Origin of the sequence: Pseudaquabacterium rugosum (genome assembly GCF_038066575.1) — a bacterium.
In the GTDB taxonomy this organism is placed as follows: Bacteria; Pseudomonadota; Gammaproteobacteria; order Burkholderiales; family Burkholderiaceae_C; genus Pseudaquabacterium; species Pseudaquabacterium rugosum.
Genome location: NZ_JBBUTF010000027.1, coordinates 50,698 through 65,895 on the forward strand (window position 1 = coordinate 50,698; position 15,198 = coordinate 65,895).

Consider the following 15,198-nt stretch of genomic DNA (forward strand, 5'->3'; position numbering starts at 1 on the left):
CGATCCAGGTCGGCCCGGCGACAGCGCCGGCGCGCACCCATGGTGGAATCGGCGCCGTGAGCGACGCCCCTGACCGCCGACCCGCCTCCGCCTCAGCGGCCCCAGCGGCCCCAGCAGCCCCAGCGGCCTCGGCGGCTGTCGCCGCATCGGCGGCCCCCGCCGACCGCACCACCGGCGCACCGGCGCCCGCGCCCCCGGTCTCGCCCACCCACCCCTCCGCCCGCACGTCCGACCGCACCTCCGCCCGCACCGCCGCCCTGTCCCGCCTGCGGCCCGCCTGGGCCGACGGACTGGACGCCACCGGCCTGCGCGCCGACGCGCTGGCCGGCCTGCTCAGCGCGCTGCTGGTGCTGCCGCAGGCCATCGCCTTCGCCACGCTGGCCGGGCTGCCGCCGCAGCACGGGCTGTATGCGGCGGTGCTGCCCTGCATCGTCGCCGCGCTGGCCGGCAGCAGCCGGCATGTGGTGACCGGGCCGACCAACGCGAACTCGCTGGCGCTGGCCGCGATGCTGGCGCCGCTGCTGCCGGGTGTGGCGCCTGGCAGCCCGCTCTGGGTGCAGACCGCGCTGGCGCTGACGCTGCTGGTCGGCCTGCTGCAGACGGCCACCGGCGCGCTGCGCCTGGGCGCCATCGCCCACTTCATCTCGCCGACGGCACTGCTGGGCTTTTCCAGCGGCGCGGCGCTGCTGATCGTCGTCCACGCGCTGCCGGATCTGGCCGGCGTGCCGGCGTCGGCGTTGTACGGACTGGCCACCGCGCCGGAGCGGCTCGGCGCCGCACTGACCCAGGCCCCCGGCGCGCTGCTGACCGGCCTGCTGACGCTGGCCCTGGCCGCCGGGCTGCGCGCCTGGCGCCCGCGCTGGCCCTTCATGCTGATCGCGCTCGGTGCCGGCACGGCGGCGGGGGCGCTGCTGCAGGCCGCCGTGGCCCGCGGCACGCTCGGCCCGGCCTGGCTGTTGACGGTGCTCGGGCCGCTGCCCTCGGCCATCCCGCCGCTGGCCTGGCCGGATCTGCCCGCCGCCCGCTGGAGCGAGCTGCTCGGCGCGGCCGCGGCGCTGACGGTGGTGGCGCTGGCGCAGTCGATCGCGATTGCCAAGGCGGTGGCCGAGCGCTCGGGCCAGCGCATCGACGCCAACCGCGAGTTCCTCGGCCAGGGCCTGGCCAATCTGGCGGCCGGCGTCAGCGGCGGCTACGTCAGCTGCGGCTCGCTCAACCGCAGCCTGCCCAACCTGGAGGCCGGCGCGCGCACGCCGCTGGCCGCCGTGTTCGCCGGCCTGGCCGTGGTGCCGCTGGTGGCCTTCAGCGCGCCGCTGCTGGCGCACATCCCGATGGCCGCCGTCGCCGGCCTGCTGGTGCTGGTGGGCTGGACACTGCTGAACCCGCCGGCCTGGCGCCGGCTGGCCACCGCCAGCCGCACCGAGCTGGCCATCGCCGCACTGACGCTGCTGGCCACGCTGTTCGCCCCGCTGGCGCAGGCGGTGCTGATCGGTAGCGCGCTGTCGCTGGGCGCCTATCTGCAGCGCACCGCACGACCGGCGCTGCGCAGCATGGGCTTCGACCGGGCGGCCGAGCCGCGGCGCTTCGTCGTGCTGGACGAGGCACGGCTGCTGGCGGCGCACACCCTGCCCGAATGCCCGCAGCTCAAGCTGCTGCGCATGGAGGGCTCGGTGTGGTTCGGCGCCACCGCCCATGTGGCCGACCGGCTGCAGGCGCTGCGCGACGCGGCGCCCGGCCAACGCCACTTGCTGGTGATGACCAAGAGCATGAACTTCGTCGATGTCGCCGGCTCGGCGCTGTGGGGGCAGGAGCTGCAGACGCGGCGCGCGCGCGGCGGCGATCTGTGGTTCCACCGCCCGCGGCCCGACGTGCTGGCGCAGTGGCGGCGCGACGGCCTGCTGGCCCGGCTCGGCACCGACCACGTGTTCAGCGACAAGCGCGAGGCGCTGGCGGCCATCGTGCCGCGGCTGGATCCGGCCGTCTGCGCCGGCTGCAGCGTGCGCCTGTTCGCCGAGTGCGCGCAGCGCCCGGGCGCTGCGCCGATGCCGGAGATCTGAGGGGCGCGGGCGGCGGAGGGGCAGCGCCCGGCGCCGGGCGAGACTCAGCCCAGCAGCTCGACCACCAGCAGCGCGCGCGCCACGCCGCGGCCGGCATGGCGGATCGCGTGCGGGCGGTCGGCGGCGTAGCGGGCGCTGTCGCCGTGGCGCAGCAGGTGGCTTTCGGCCGCGGCCGGTGCGACGGGCAGCGCGGCGTCCGTACCGGCGGCCGCCCCCGCCGCCGCCCCGCCACAACTGACGCTCAAGCTGCCGCCAAGCACCGTCAGGTGCTCGCGCGTGCCACCCTCGTGCGCTTCGGAGACCAGCTCGCCGCCGGGCTGCACCGTCAGCTCGTACCACTCGATGCGGCCGGCCAGGTCCAGCGGGCCGAGGATGCGCAGCTCGCACAGCCCGTCGGGGCTGCGGATCAGCGGCGCGGCATGGGCCGGCAGCACGCTCACGGCCGGAGCCGGCACCGCGTGGCCGCCCTCGGCCAGCAGATCACCCAGGCTGACGCCGAGGGCCTGCGCCAGGCGCCAGACCACCGCCACCGTCGGATTGGCCTGGTTGCGCTCGACGTCCGACAGCATGGACTTCGACACGCCAGCCCGGCGCGAGAGCTCGTCGAGCGACAGGCGCTGGGCCTTGCGCAGCGCCTGCAGCCGCTGGCCGACGGCCGGCGGACCGCCGGCAGCGGGTTCGTGGAGGGCGGAAGCAGCGGCGGCAGGCAGGGCGGGCATCGGCACGGAACGGGGTGAAGCAGGAGGCGGCAAGGATCGACGCGAAGGCACCCGCGCGGAACGACCGAAGGGCGGCGATGATGGCGCGCGCAAGCGGGGCGGCAGACCGACCGGACGCACCCGAGGCAGGCCGTGCGTGTGGCGTCGGGCACGGTCTGCGTCGGGCTGTCGTCAGGGCTGCGGCGCCACGCTCCAGCGTGTTCGATAAACCGGAAATCTGTTCGATAATCCGGAAATCATCCGATCCAGTGTACGCCCCCGGAGCACCCTCATGGCCCGATCGCCCCAAGCCGTTCCCGAGATCCCCGGCACCGCCGGCACCCCGACGGCCGCCGCCATGCCGGGCGCCCCCGCCGCCCCCGCCATCCACGGCGGCACCGGCCAGCCAGCCGGCCACTACCTGCAGTTCGCCAGCGACAACACCGCCGGCATCTGCCCCGAGGCGCTGGACGCATTCGTCCGCGCCAACGCCGGCTTCGCCGCCAGCTATGGCAACGACGACGACACCCACACCGTCTGCGACCGCCTGCGCGAGGTCTTCGAGGCCGATGCCGAGGTCTTCTTCGTCTTCAACGGCACGGCCGCCAACTCGGTGGCGCTGGCCAATCTGTGCCAGTCGCACCAGGCGGTGATCTGCAGCGAGACGGCCCACGTCCACACCGACGAGTGCGGCGCGCCCGAGTTCTTCAGCGGCGGCTCCAAGCTGCTGACCGCGCCACACCGCCACGGCAAGCTCACCGCCGCCGGCGTGCAGGAGGTGATCCAGCGCCGCAGCGACATCCACTACCCCCGCCCGCGCGTGGTCACGCTGACCCAGTCCACCGAGATGGGCACGCTCTACCAGAGCGGCGAGATCGCCGGCATCGCCCGCCTGGCCCACGGCCACGGCCTGAAGGTACACATGGACGGCGCGCGCTTCGCCAACGCCGCGGCCGCGCTCGGCGGCAGCCCGGCGGACATCACCTGGCGCGCCGGCGTCGACGTGCTGTGCCTGGGCGGCACCAAGATGGGCCTGCCGGTGGGCGAGGCGGTGATCTTCTTCGACCGCGCGCTCGGCGCCGACTTCGCCTACCGCTGCAAGCAAGCGGGCCAGCTGGCCTCCAAGATGAGGTACCTGTCAGGCCCCTGGCTGGCGATGCTGGAAGGCGGCACCTGGCTGCGCCACGCGGCCCACGCCAACGCGATGGCCCAGCGCCTGGCGCGCCACCTGGCCGCCCTGCCCGGCGCCGAGCGCCTGCTGCCCACCGAGGCCAACGGCGTCTTCGTCAACCTGCCCGAGCCAGCCATCGCCCGCCTGCGCGCGGCCGGCTGGGCCTTCTACACCTTCATCGGCGGCGGCGCGCGCTTCATGTGCTCGTGGGCGACCACGCCGGAGGCGGTTGATCACCTGGCGCATGACATCGGGCAGGCGTTGGCGGCGGGGTGAGTTCCCGGCTCAGCCGACCCGCACTGCGGCCGAGCACCTGCCCGCTCGGCCGCAGGCGCTGCCCCTGTTGCCGCGACGCCGCCAACGTCACGCGCGCTTCGGCTTGCATCTGCTGGAATCGCCTCGTCATCGCACGCCTTGCCGGATGGCGAGGTGTTGCATTTCGGACTTGAGAACGCCGAGTTAAACCCGCCCGCCCGGCTTCCTGACGAGAATTGCAATGGCCGGCGGGAATGCCAGCCAGAAGCCGGCATCAGCACCACCCCGACCGCTGAGAGCGCGAACAAACTCCAGCCGAGCGACTTGGGCAACATGCCGTTCGCGCATGCTTGCTCAAGTGAAGAAATGGCCAGCCCGCAGATGAAGAGCACTGCGCCGAACAAGACACACCAGACTGCGACCCCGATGGATGGGTCGCGCCCGACGGTATCGAACAACCCGTTCAGAAAGATGGATTGAAAAACTTTGCCGAATACGACGAAACAAAGTAGAGAGTGAATAACCGACACGCCGATCAACCAGCGCCCAATCCATCGCCTCATCGTGATACCTCGGGAAATTTGAAAGTTTCTTGTCGGACAGGAAAGTTGGGCATTCACAGCCAGCGGCGAACCCGTTGCAGATAGGCGACATACGCGGGCCCAAAGGTGCCTCGCAACATGACTTCTTCGCGCGGAATATGGAAACAGTGCAGGAAGAGAAATTCGAGCGATGGAGCCAGCAGCATGGGCAGGGTTCCAAACCATACGGCAACGCCAAGCAATGACATCACCACACCCACATACATGGGGTTGCGGGAAAACCGGAATGGCCCGTCACAGACCAAGCTTGAGGAAGTAGCACCAACAAACAACGTGGTCTTCCGAAATGTGAAGTAGGTGCGCGCCAAGACTGTCAAAGAGCAGCCTGCCACGAAAAGCAGCACTCCCAGTGCCGGCACGTGGAAGATCGCTTTCCAAGGGCCGGACAGGTACTGAAGAAGGAGTGTTGCCGCAATGATCAAAAAAGTCACGAACGGAGGTTGGAGTGCAATTGGCATGGGCTTCCAAGAAACCTCACGTAAAGGTGACTGGCAAGTTGCGGCAAGGGGCCGCACGGTGCAGGATTTTTCACTGTGCCGTGCAGCCGCTTGCCGCAAAGCGTCCGCTTCAACCGACAAGTTAGCGAGATCGGCACGGACATGAGCCGATTCCCGACCGACAAGCACTTCGCGTCCTGGCTGGGACTGTGTCCGGGCACGAAGATCACGGGCGGCAAAGTGATGAGCGGCAAGACCAAGCGGTGTGCGAACCGAGCGGCACGGGCGCTGCGGCTGGCTGCTTCGGCCTTGCGCACCAGCCAGTCGGCGCTGGGCGCGTATTTCCGCCGCCTGTGCGCCCGGATGGACAAACCCAAGGCGGCGACGGCGGCCGCGCACAAACTGGCACGGCTGATCTACAGCATGCTGACCAAGGGCGAGGAATACACCGATCAAGGGCAGGCCTGGTACGAGGAGCGTTATCGGCAGCGGGTGCTGCACAACCTCAACAAGCGGGCGCAGCAGATGGGTATGACGCTGGTGCCGACTGCGCCGGCACCGCAGGCGGCCTGAAAAGGTCCTTGTGCGTCAGTCACTTGCGTGGAGTTTCTTGAGAGGCGTCAACGCAGCCGCTGGACCCCGACGGCCTTGTCGATTCCGTCGATCTTCATCTTGTAGCCGCCGCCACTACGAAAGATCAACGCCTTTGGCATGAATGAGTAGTGATAGTAGTAGTGGTACTCAGTTTGCTGCCAAATTTGCCCATTCATCAGCTTGACGATAGTTTCGCCTTCCCATCCGTTGAAATCGCCACTCACTTGTGTCTCGATGACGCTAGGCGTTTGTGGACTTGGAGCCGGAGACTGCGGAGCCGCGCGGCCTCCTGCGCCTTGTTCTTTCCCGTTCTGTACGCCAAGTTGATAGGCTTCTTGGAGCAGGCGGACAACTCCCGCCCGCTGTTCGGGCGACAACTTATCGAGTCCCAGGGCCACCTGCCGTTCGGTTGGAACCAGCCGATCTAATGATGCTGCTGGCGCCTGAGCAAAGGCCGGATCGGTGAGTGGTGGTGCCAGCACTGCTATGGCAAAGAGGTGGAGTATGCGGAGGGGATGCTTCATGACGCCTAACGGATGGGAAAGTCTCGCGCTTGCTCGGCATATGGATTCAGGCCTGGGTATCGAGGAGCCTGCGCAGATCAACGCTGTTGGGCCGCCAAGACGTGAAGTGTGACCTGAGCCAGCGATGTGCCACCAGACAGACATCCCGATCTTCCCACACGCGGACGCGAGCGCAGATCGTCACCACAGGTCAGACCGGCAGCAGGCAAGCTCGATAACTCGCATGGGCCTTGTGCCCGCTGAGCGAATGGAGCCCTGCTGAGCGGTTCGTATCTGGGGCCTCGGCCATGAGCGCCGAAACAAGCCCGCCTGTAGATGTGCAATCTGTTCCTTGTCGGTGCCATCGTGGCGCTCGGGGTTGCGAATGGGAGGTAGGTGCCGGTGCGTGGCCGTCAAACTCAGTTCTTCAGGCCGTTGACGCGGAGGGGAGTCCCTGTAGGGGGTTAGGCGCCCGTGGCTGGCTTCTCCAGTATGCGCCAGGCTGCCTTGTTGCCCTTGAGTTCGGGAATCATCTCTATGAGGCCCGCATCCCGCAACTTGTAGAACTCAGACTTGACGGCGTTTTCACTCTTGATTCCAGTGATGTCTCGGGCTTGCCGGTTAGTAATGATCTTGTGTTTGGCAAGGAATTCCATGATCGACTCCTGAGGCGAGGCAAGCGGCGTGTGCGGAATGACCACGCGTACATAGTTGCCCTCGTCGTAGATCTCCGGCGAACGCAGCTTCCAGTCCTTCATACGCTGGAATGCGGTGTTCAACCCCTCACCGATATCTTTGTTGGGTGGATTCTTGTAGCGAGATAGGAGACTCACTATCTTTGGGTTTCGCGCATAGCGAACGTCCAGAATGTTCTGCATCGTCACAAATGCGGGAAGTCGTCCGGGACTCACAACTTCGATTCGGTTGTCGAAGATAAGTACCTGGACATCGTCGGAAACGGAGTAGTCACGATGGATGATTGCGTTGACCACGATCTCCCACAGCGTTTCGGGCGGGTACTCCATCTGCTTCGGACCATCTGTCGTCCAAACCTTGATCGCCGACATGATTTCGGTCACACGAGCGACGGTCCTGTGGATGAGTTGATAAAGCGGTCCGTCGATAGTTTCCAGGAAACCCAGGTGTTCGCGCTCTGGATCTTCTTCCTTCGTCTCGTATCTGGCAATGCGCACCGCGCACTTGCGCGGAACTGCACCCGCAGGGTCTCGAGCGAAGAGAAGTAGACCTGCCACCTTAGGCTTAAAATTCTTCCGGTCAATCAATCCCTTGTTGATGCTGAGTTCAAGCGGGTCGGTACTTGGAGAATATCCAGCCAAGAAGTCAGCGATTACGGGAGAGTCAACGATGTCTTCTGCATACGAGGTTTCAACCGGATAGTCCTCAAAGGAAGTGGCTCCCTTTGCGAAGGACAGCGCTGCGATGCGCTCAGGATCGGTGACCGGCAGAGACTGGGCACCCTTTCGTTCATAGACAGTACCGTCGGCGGTCATATGGACCGACTGGCTCTTCTCCACATCCACTCGCAGCACAAACGGCCCCTTTCCTTCAACTCGAAGGAAGGTGAACTCCATGGGCAAAGCCGGCTGCACTTCCATCAGCGCTTGGATGTGCTGGTTGTACTCCTCGATGCTCGTTGCGCCGGTCCAGCGCTTGGCTGGGTCCGCCTCGGCCTTGTCGTCCGCTATGCCTACGTAGACCTCCCCGCCGTCTGCGTTGGCGAATGCAACTGCTGCCTTCTGCAACTTGGCGCCCTTGATGGCAGCGGCCTTCCTGTCGAAGAAGTGATCCTCTGCCCGTTGGGAGAGCGCAAGGGCATCAGCTTGGGGAATGATCTTTGTCTGCATTCGTGAAGCGTAGCAGGTGGGTTGATTCGGGCGCCTAACGAATGGAAGGGCCATCCCCTCGCACCGCCCCCGGTACGCAGGATTCTGCCGATAGCCGGTGCGCCCGACCAGCGCGCACCATGGGATGGCAGAAGTTCAACCCGCGGCCGGACGCCGCAAGGAGATGACCATGACGGTGGTGTTTCTCGGGATCGATCTGGCCAAGAATGTCTTCGCGCTGCATGGCGTGGATGCTGCCGGCAAGCCGTGCCTGGTGCGGCCGCAGGTCCGGCGCGATCAGCTCACCGAGCTGGTCGCCAAGCTGTCGCCGTGCACCATCGCGATGGAAGCCTGTTCCGGTGCGCACCACTGGGCTCGCACGTTCAGCGCCTTCGGCCACACCGTCAAACTGATCGCGCCGCGCTTTGTCATTCCGTTCCGCATGGGCGGCAAACGCGGCAAGAACGATCAGGCCGACGCCGCCGCGATCTGCGAGGCGATGCAGCGGCCGGCCATGCGCTTCGTGCCCGTCAAATCCGTGGATGCGCAGTCGATGTTGGCCCTGCACGCCACCCGCCAGGGTTTTGTCCAGGCGCGTACCGCGACGATCAATCGGCTGCGGGGTCTGCTCAGTGAGTTCGGCATCGTGCTGCCGCTCAAGGCGCAAACCATCCGCAAGCGGGCGGCCGAGGCGCTGGAGGGTTTGCCGGGCTGGGCCCGCTTCGCCTGCACGGATCTGTTGAGCGAAGTCGGCCGCCTGGATGAGCGCATCGACACGTACGACACCCATATCCGCCTGAGCGCCCAGCACGACGCCACCTGCCGGCGCCTGATGCAGATGCCCGGCATCGGGCCGACCATCGCCAGCGCGCTGCGCGCATCGGTCGGTGGCGGCCATGACTTCGACAATGGCGGCCAACTGGCGTCGTGGCTGGGACTGGTGCCCGGGCAATACAGCTCGGGCGGGAAGAATCGGCTGGGCCGGATCACCAAGGCGGGCGACAGCTATTTGCGCATGTTGCTGATCCTGGGCGCGCGGGCCGTGCTGGCGGCCGCTGCCGGCAAGAAAGACCGGATCAGCCGATGGGCCGTCAGCTTGGCCGAGCGGCGCGGGTATTGGAAGGCGGTGGTGGCCATCGCCGCGAAGAACGCGCGCATGGCGTGGGCCATGCTGTCGGGCACTTCCCGAAACCCGTCGCAACGCCCTGAGACCGCCCAGAGCCGACCATGACAGGGCCGCGCACGCACGCCACAGCCGCCTGCAGCGCCTCACCGCCCCGTCCGCAGCCCGCGAACAAGCCCTGGCGCCCCTCACACCGCCCTCGCAGGCGGACTTCCGCTCTTGACCAGCCACGCCAGCCGCCGCGCGTTGTATGCCACGCACGCCAGCGTGATGCTCAGCGCGTTGCGCGCCAAGCTCATCGCCCGAACGCACTTGCCGCCCTGCTGATGCAGCGCCGCGAAGACGTGCTCGACCCGCGCCCGTGTCCGGCTGATCGTCTTGTTGCGCTGCTTGAGCCTCACCTTGGCCGTCTGGCCCGGCCGGGCCCGGCGCGCGATGCCGTCGCACAGCCCGTGCTGGCGCAGCGCCTGGCGATTGGCTTCGCTGTCGTAGGCGCGATCGGCCCACAAGCGGCCGCGTGTGTTGGCCGTCTGCAGCACCTTCGGCAGCTGGTGGCCATCGTCGGCATTGGCTGCCGTGATCGCGATGCGTCGGATCAGCTTGTAGCGTGCGTCCACGTTGCCGTGCAGCTTGTAGCCGTAGTACGACTTGCCGTGCTTCTGCGTCCAACGCGCATCCTGATCGGTGTGCGCCAGCCGCTTCTTGCTCCAGCCTGCAGGGTCCTCGCCCTTGTTCAGCGTCTTGCGCTCCTGGGTGGTGGCCTGCGTGATCGGCGCCTGCACGATGCTCGCATCGACGATCTGCCCGCCCCGCGGGATGTAGCCATGACGCTGCAACTGCTGGCTCAGCGTCTCGAAGATCGCCTGGGCCCCCAGTCCGCCGTGGGCCAGGCGCTGCCGGAACGACCACAGCGTGCGCGCATCCGGAATGTGCAGTGCGCCATCGAGCCGGCAGAAGCGCTGGAAGCTCAGCCGATCGAGCACCTGGTGCTCGCACTGCTCGTCCGACAGGTTGTACAGGCCCTGCAGGAAGACCATGCGCACCAGTACCTCGGTGGCGTACGGCGGGCGGCCGCCCTTGCTGCGGTCGGGCCGGGGGCAGGCCCGATCCACCGCAGCAGCCATCGCCCCGAAGTCGATCAGCTCGTCCATCGCCGCCAGGCTCTGCACATAACCTTCGAGCTTGGCCTTGCGCTGGCGCACCAGGAACAGATCGTCGGGCGCCTCCTCAGGGAAGAACGCGGAGGGCTTGATGCGCGGGCTGATCATGAGGGGCGATGTTGCCGCAGGTCGGCGCGGGGTGGGGGCGTCAGGCGCGGGGTTTCAAGAAGTGCCCTGTCCAAGGGCGAGGATTTCAAACCGGTGGAGGACGCGTTGCCCGCCGATGTGGCGCCGGCCTGAACCAGGCTGGACAGACACACGATCCCTGCGACTTCGGAGATACCCGCCCGACACCCACTCAGTTTCTTCCATCGCGTGACGCCTGCGTTGATGACACAAGGTTGGCCCCGCGCGGGGACGGCTCGGTTAACTCAAGGTGGTGCGGCTTGACCGCAACCACGGCTAACGAATGGAGCCCCCGCGCGCGTCTTTTCATCAGGGCCAGCAGCCTTGGATGCTGCACCGAAGGCCGGTTGTAGTCATGCAGTCCGCTCCTTGTGTTCTTTGTGCGGGTGAAAGCGTGGAAGAAATCAGTTCTTCAGGATGTGGCAGCCGCAACTGCGGACGTCAGGGGACAGGTTTCTCTTGAAAGGACGGGGATGCCCTTGTAGTTAGAATTCAGCGGCCGCCGAAGGCGGTCCGCTGGAATAAATAGTTAGGGCTCACGTCTTAGGTATCGCAGGACAGGCCCTATACCACTCGACCCGTTCCTTGGATAGTTCCGAGATTAGAGCGTTTACGAGCGCGCGCCCTCCCGGAAAGGGAAGATAGAGGCCTACTACTCGTGGTGAGGTGATTGTCTCGGATGCGTAGAGTAGCGCTTTGATTGAACCGACAGCTACGATCGCGTTTTGTGCAGTGGTGCGATTCAGTTCGCTCTGAATCGGCAGCGCAGATGCGACCGACTTCCCGTTCACTCCAAGCGTCTGAACCACAAGTGAACCTTTCAGCCGATCAGCCTCCGCCTCAGCGCCAATTACGCCGATGCCTGAGATGTTGGCATTCGCTCCTGTGACATAGACGTACGAAGAGACACGGAGGCCGACTCCGACATAAACGGGTATATTGAAAACGTAGCCCGGGACTCCTTTTGTTGTAGTTACCCGTGTAACCTCGTATCGCTCGGTGCCGGCGACATACTCGCTAAGGTCTGTTGCGAATAGATTGACTGGCTCCGTATCCACGGAGACAGGCGACGTGTTTTTTCGTCGCATGAATTTGGTGATGGCCACCGGGACGTTAATAGTATCCGCATTGATGTAGTCAACGGTCACTCGATACGATTCGTCCTTGACTCCCGCCTTGGAGGCACCGTACGTGATCGCGCCTGACTTGTCGAATCGTTCAACAAGCATACGTACGGCGTTGTCCGGTAGCGAGTCCAAAAGAACGGATGTCGAGTCCGGCTTGGCCTCCCTGCAGCTAGCGCTTAGGCGCGTCTCTACCGGGAACGGATCAACTGGAATGTAGGTGTAGCCGGATTCAATTTCGCCGAGCGATGCGGCCACTTGTCCATCAGTCTTTGTGAACGGTCGCCCATCAAAAAGAGTGCCACAAGCCGCGAGGCTAACTGTCGCAAAAGCCATCAGAAATCTCTGCAGAAGCATAGGTATCTCCCGTGTGATGTGAATCGCAATTTGTCTGCAACGTCGGAGCAATAGAGTACTCCCCGAATGGGATGTAGCCCGGCTTTACCCGATTCGTCACCACCCTCAGCTTGGCTCGCTCCATGAGCCACTGACTACGTAATCTGACTCCCATCATTTCCTGGAGCCAGCGATGCCGATGAACCGAATCCAGTACCAGCGCGGCGTGTCGATGCCCGAATTCTTCTCGCGCTGCGGCACCGAGGCGCAGTGCGCAGCGGCGCTGGCGGCGCTGCGTTGGCCGCAAGGCTCCCGCTGCCCGCGGTGCGCGTCGGCCGAGCACTACCTGGTCGGTCATGGGGCCCGCACGCTCTACCAGTGCCAAGAGTGCCGCCACCAGACCTCGCTGACGGTCGGCTCGGTGATGGAGTGCACCAACCGGCCGCTGACGACGTGGTTCTTGGCCATCTATCTGATCACCCAAACCAAGACGGGCTTGTCGGCGCTGGCGCTGATGCGCCAACTGGGCACCAGCTGCCGCACGGCCTGGGTGGTCCATCAGAAGCTGATGAAGGCTATGGCCTCGCGTGACAGCGAGCAGCACCTGAGTGGTCTGGTTCAGGTCGATGACGCCTACCTTGGCGGCGAACGCCCGGGCGTCGGTGGCCGCGGCTCGCCCAACAAGGTGCCCATCGTCGTCGCCGTGGCCACCAACGATCAGGGCCACCTCATGCGGGTCAAGCTCAATGCGGTCGCCGGCTTCACCGGCGAGGCCATCACCGCCTGGGCGCGCGCCAATCTGATGCCCGGCTGCGACGTACGCAGCGATAGCCTGGGCTGCTTTGCCGGCGCGATCGACAACATCGTCTTGGGCTGCCGCCTGCCCCGCGAAGTGCCGCAACTGCAGTGGGTCAACACCGTGCTGGGCAACCTCAATACGATGATCAACGGCACCCACAAGTCCTTCAAGTTCGGCATGTAAGCCAGCCAGTACCTCGGCGCCTTTTGCTACCGCTTCAACCGGCGGTTCCATCTCCAGTCCCTGCTGCGCGAAGTCCTCGGCCACGTCGCGACCTCTGCGCCGACGCGTGAGCGGCAGATCAGAGGGATGGCTGAGGGTCATGACTAATCAGGCGGACGAAAAGCGTTTATCAGCCGCGTCACCGCAGGCAGCCAGAGGCGCAGGACTCACCCGCGGCGGATAAACCTCGTTGGACTGAACCGGTGCGCAGGACGTCGAAGGGGGAATGTAAGGTCATGGTGATCGCACAGTTCGCGCGTTGGGGTCGATGATCGCCGCAACGCGACAGGCGGGCCAGTCGTGCAGGGCGGTCCAGGCACAGTTCAGAGGGTGGTATCCCCTGTTTTGCGGATGCCGGGCGTAGCGTCGGGTGCTGGATGACGGTCGATTCACCCGGCGGGCGCAGGCCGTCACCCGCCAGCGCGCGGCTGTCCCGTCGGAGGCAGGGCGAAGCATCGATGTCATCGGCGGACGCCGGGCGGACCGGCGCCGCTGGGCTCGGGTTGCGTGGCATGCAGGCCCGCCGATCGCTCGGGCAGTTGGCACAGCACGGCCCGCCAAGCCCCCTGTCGACAGTGGCTGCAGCGCAGGATGTCGATGGCGGCCACACGGCGCATGAACTGCACCACGTCCTCGGCGATGGCCGGGTTCGCGGCGAGCATGCCCAGCAGCGCCCGTGCGCAGGCCAGCCGGCGTGCAGGTACAAGCCCAGGGTCTGGGCCCAGGTGTGCAGCACGAGGGTGAACGCTCCGACACCGCCCAGCCAGCGGGGATCGGCGGCGAACTGCGTGAGCGTGGCCGCCACGGCGTCGAGCAGGGTCGATCCGGTCCACCGAGGCTGGGCGCTGGCCAGGCCGTTGAACGTGTGCGGCAGCGTGAAGACCAGATGGTCGTACGGCACGTTCAGCAGCTCTGCCCCACACACCGGGTGCCGCCACATCCACCTCCACCGTCACCGCCACGTCACCATCGCGCCACGCCGCCGTCAAACGCGGCTGGTGCAATCCGCGGTCCATGTCGACCGCCCTTCCGGACGCCGCCCGCGGCCTCGCCCCTGCCGCTGCCGGGTCCTCGCACCTGACCGCCGGCCTGCCCGCTGACCCGCCCGCCGGCCCAGCCACCGGCCACCCACCCCCGGCCACACAGACCCGCCGCAGCCGTCGCCACTGGCTGGCCCTGCCCCTGGTGCTGCCCTGGGCGCTGGGCCTGGGCGCCTGCTCGCCGCAGCAGTTCGCGCTGCGCCGGCTGGCCGACGGCCTGGCCGCTGACGAGGGCGCGCCGGACGACGAGGACGATCTGCAGCTGGTGCGCGATGCCGCGCCGGCCTGGCTCAAGACCTCGGAGGCGGTGCTGGCCCGCACGCCCGACCATCTGCCGCTGGCCACGTCGGTGGCCGCCGGCTTCACCCGTTACGCCTGGGCCTTCGTCGCCTTCGAGGCCGACCGTGTCGAGCCGCGCGACGTGCGCGCGGCCACCGCGCTGCGCGAGCGCGCGGCCCGGCTCTACCACCGTGCCCAGCGCCATGCGCTGAAGGCGCTGACGCTGCACGACGCGGCGCTGCCGGCCGATCTGCGCCGCAGCACGGCCGGCGCCGGTGGCGGCTCGCTGCGCCGCGACCAGCTGCCCGACGATCAGGTGGCCTGTGCCTACTGGGGCGCGGCGGCCTGGGGCGCGCGCATCGGGCTGTCCAAGCAGGACCCGGACGTGGTGGCCGATCTGCCGCTGGCCATCGAGCTGGCGCGCCGGGCCTGGCGCACCCAGCCGGCCTTCGGCGGCGGCGATCTGGCGGTGCTGATGGGCCAGTTCGAGGCCGCGCGCCCGGGTGGTCAGGCCGTTCAGGCCGAACGTCATTTCGCCGAGGCGCTGCGCATCGGCGGCGGTCGTCATCCCGGCGCGCAACTGGCCATCGCCGAAGCGCTGGCCCTGCCCGCTGGCGACCGGCCACGCTTCGACACCGCGCTGCAGGCCGTGCTGGCCGACACCGACGGCCGCCCCGGCCTGACCGCCCGCGCGCTGCGCGAGCGCGCGCTGTGGCTGCGCGAGCGTGCCGACGACCTGTTCTGAGCCTCAGCTGCCGCCCCTTCCACCGTTGCGACTGACCATGACCCGCCCCACCCGCCCCTGCCCGCCGCCCCCTCTCGCCGCCGTCC

Annotated in this window: 12 protein-coding genes and 4 pseudogenes; 6 read left to right on the forward strand and 10 right to left on the reverse strand. The window is 67.0% G+C overall.

Features of this window, described 5'->3' with window-relative positions; genetic code table 11:
• The first annotated feature begins 257 nt into the window (after positions 1 to 257).
• Complete coding sequence (locus AACH11_RS22000) at positions 258 to 2,054, forward strand: SulP family inorganic anion transporter (protein WP_423228799.1); 1,797 nt, start codon at positions 258 to 260, stop codon at positions 2,052 to 2,054.
• Positions 2,055 to 2,098: 44 nt separating this feature from the next.
• Here AACH11_RS22000 and AACH11_RS22005 read toward each other — a convergent pair whose 3' ends face one another.
• A complete protein-coding gene (locus AACH11_RS22005) occupies positions 2,099 to 2,773 on the reverse strand; it encodes a helix-turn-helix domain-containing protein (protein ID WP_341376428.1) in 675 nt (224 codons plus the stop codon).
• A gap of 337 nt (positions 2,774 to 3,110) precedes the next feature.
• On the opposite strand from AACH11_RS22005, the gene AACH11_RS22010 reads away from it, so the two are divergent.
• Complete coding sequence (locus tag AACH11_RS22010) at positions 3,111 to 4,199, forward strand: threonine aldolase family protein (RefSeq protein ID WP_423228800.1); 1,089 nt, start codon at positions 3,111 to 3,113, stop codon at positions 4,197 to 4,199.
• Here AACH11_RS22010 and AACH11_RS24850 read toward each other — a convergent pair.
• The 3 genes and pseudogenes from AACH11_RS24850 to AACH11_RS22020 form a co-directional block, all read right to left on the reverse strand.
• Positions 4,198 to 4,329: pseudogene (locus AACH11_RS24850) on the reverse strand (IS30 family transposase); the annotation flags it as partial. The gene AACH11_RS22010 and the pseudogene AACH11_RS24850 sit on opposite strands and share 2 nt — an antisense overlap.
• A 169-nt stretch (positions 4,330 to 4,498) precedes the next feature.
• A pseudogene (locus AACH11_RS24855) lies at positions 4,499 to 4,741 on the reverse strand (DUF6463 family protein); the annotation flags it as partial.
• A 53-nt stretch (positions 4,742 to 4,794) separates the two neighbouring features.
• On the reverse strand, positions 4,795 to 5,211 hold the full coding sequence (locus AACH11_RS22020; protein ID WP_341376431.1) for a methyltransferase family protein: 417 nt from the start codon (positions 5,209 to 5,211) through the stop codon (positions 4,795 to 4,797).
• Between the two features lie 102 nt (positions 5,212 to 5,313).
• On the opposite strand from AACH11_RS22020, the gene AACH11_RS22025 reads away from it, so the two are divergent.
• Positions 5,314 to 5,790, forward strand: coding sequence for a transposase (locus AACH11_RS22025; RefSeq protein ID WP_341376432.1), 477 nt, complete (start codon positions 5,314 to 5,316; stop codon positions 5,788 to 5,790).
• A 47-nt stretch (positions 5,791 to 5,837) separates the two neighbouring features.
• Here AACH11_RS22025 and AACH11_RS22030 read toward each other — a convergent pair whose 3' ends face one another.
• Both AACH11_RS22030 and AACH11_RS22035 read right to left on the reverse strand, forming a co-directional pair.
• On the reverse strand, positions 5,838 to 6,335 hold the full coding sequence (locus AACH11_RS22030; protein ID WP_341376433.1) for a hypothetical protein: 498 nt from the start codon (positions 6,333 to 6,335) through the stop codon (positions 5,838 to 5,840).
• 443 nt (positions 6,336 to 6,778) lie between these two features.
• A complete protein-coding gene (locus AACH11_RS22035) occupies positions 6,779 to 8,179 on the reverse strand; it encodes an ATP-binding protein (RefSeq protein WP_341376434.1) in 1,401 nt (466 codons plus the stop codon).
• A gap of 169 nt (positions 8,180 to 8,348) precedes the next feature.
• Between AACH11_RS22035 and AACH11_RS22040 the strand changes: the two genes are divergently transcribed.
• Positions 8,349 to 9,389: an IS110 family RNA-guided transposase gene (locus AACH11_RS22040; protein WP_341376435.1), complete on the forward strand. Its 1,041-nt coding sequence runs from the start codon at positions 8,349 to 8,351 to the stop codon at positions 9,387 to 9,389.
• 80 nt (positions 9,390 to 9,469) lie between these two features.
• Here the strand turns inward: AACH11_RS22040 and AACH11_RS22045 are convergent, their stop codons facing one another.
• Together AACH11_RS22045 and AACH11_RS22050 are read right to left on the reverse strand one after the other, a co-directional pair.
• Positions 9,470 to 10,549 carry an IS5 family transposase gene (locus AACH11_RS22045; RefSeq protein WP_341376436.1) on the reverse strand — a complete coding sequence of 360 codons (1,080 nt, stop codon included), beginning with the start codon at positions 10,547 to 10,549 and terminating at the stop codon, positions 9,470 to 9,472.
• Positions 10,550 to 11,103: 554 nt separating this feature from the next.
• Positions 11,104 to 12,048, reverse strand: a complete 945-nt coding sequence (locus AACH11_RS22050) for a hypothetical protein (protein WP_341376437.1) — start codon at positions 12,046 to 12,048, stop codon at positions 11,104 to 11,106.
• 172 nt (positions 12,049 to 12,220) lie between these two features.
• On the opposite strand from AACH11_RS22050, the pseudogene AACH11_RS22055 reads away from it, so the two are divergent.
• Positions 12,221 to 13,156 (forward strand): annotated as a pseudogene (locus AACH11_RS22055) (IS1595 family transposase).
• A 353-nt stretch (positions 13,157 to 13,509) separates the two neighbouring features.
• On the opposite strand, the gene AACH11_RS22060 reads toward AACH11_RS22055, so the two are convergent.
• Complete coding sequence (locus AACH11_RS22060; protein WP_341376438.1) at positions 13,510 to 13,710, reverse strand: hypothetical protein; 201 nt, start codon at positions 13,708 to 13,710, stop codon at positions 13,510 to 13,512.
• Positions 13,711 to 13,742: 32 nt separating this feature from the next.
• Positions 13,743 to 13,964, reverse strand: a pseudogene (locus AACH11_RS24860) (IS91 family transposase); the annotation flags it as partial.
• Between the two features lie 98 nt (positions 13,965 to 14,062).
• Here AACH11_RS24860 and AACH11_RS22065 point away from each other — a divergent pair.
• Positions 14,063 to 15,112, forward strand: coding sequence for a TRAP transporter TatT component family protein (locus tag AACH11_RS22065; protein WP_341376439.1), 1,050 nt, complete (start codon positions 14,063 to 14,065; stop codon positions 15,110 to 15,112).
• Positions 15,113 to 15,198: the final 86 nt, after the last annotated feature.

Excerpts from the sequence above, each read along its gene's own strand:
- AACH11_RS22005 (WP_341376428.1), bottom strand. The coding sequence starts at position 2,773 with ATGCCCGCCCTGCCTGCCGCCGCTGCTTCCGCCCTCCACGAACCCGCT.
- AACH11_RS22010 (WP_423228800.1), top strand. The coding sequence starts at position 3,111 with ATGCCGGGCGCCCCCGCCGCCCCCGCCATCCACGGCGGCACCGGCCAG.
- AACH11_RS22030 (WP_341376433.1), bottom strand. The coding sequence starts at position 6,335 with ATGAAGCATCCCCTCCGCATACTCCACCTCTTTGCCATAGCAGTGCTG.
- AACH11_RS22035 (WP_341376434.1), bottom strand. The coding sequence starts at position 8,179 with ATGCAGACAAAGATCATTCCCCAAGCTGATGCCCTTGCGCTCTCCCAA.
- AACH11_RS22040 (WP_341376435.1), top strand. The coding sequence starts at position 8,349 with ATGACGGTGGTGTTTCTCGGGATCGATCTGGCCAAGAATGTCTTCGCG.
- AACH11_RS22045 (WP_341376436.1), bottom strand. The coding sequence starts at position 10,549 with ATGATCAGCCCGCGCATCAAGCCCTCCGCGTTCTTCCCTGAGGAGGCG.
- AACH11_RS22050 (WP_341376437.1), bottom strand. The coding sequence starts at position 12,048 with ATGCTTCTGCAGAGATTTCTGATGGCTTTTGCGACAGTTAGCCTCGCG.
- AACH11_RS22060 (WP_341376438.1), bottom strand. The coding sequence starts at position 13,710 with ATGCTCGCCGCGAACCCGGCCATCGCCGAGGACGTGGTGCAGTTCATG.
- AACH11_RS22065 (WP_341376439.1), top strand. The coding sequence starts at position 14,063 with ATGTCGACCGCCCTTCCGGACGCCGCCCGCGGCCTCGCCCCTGCCGCT.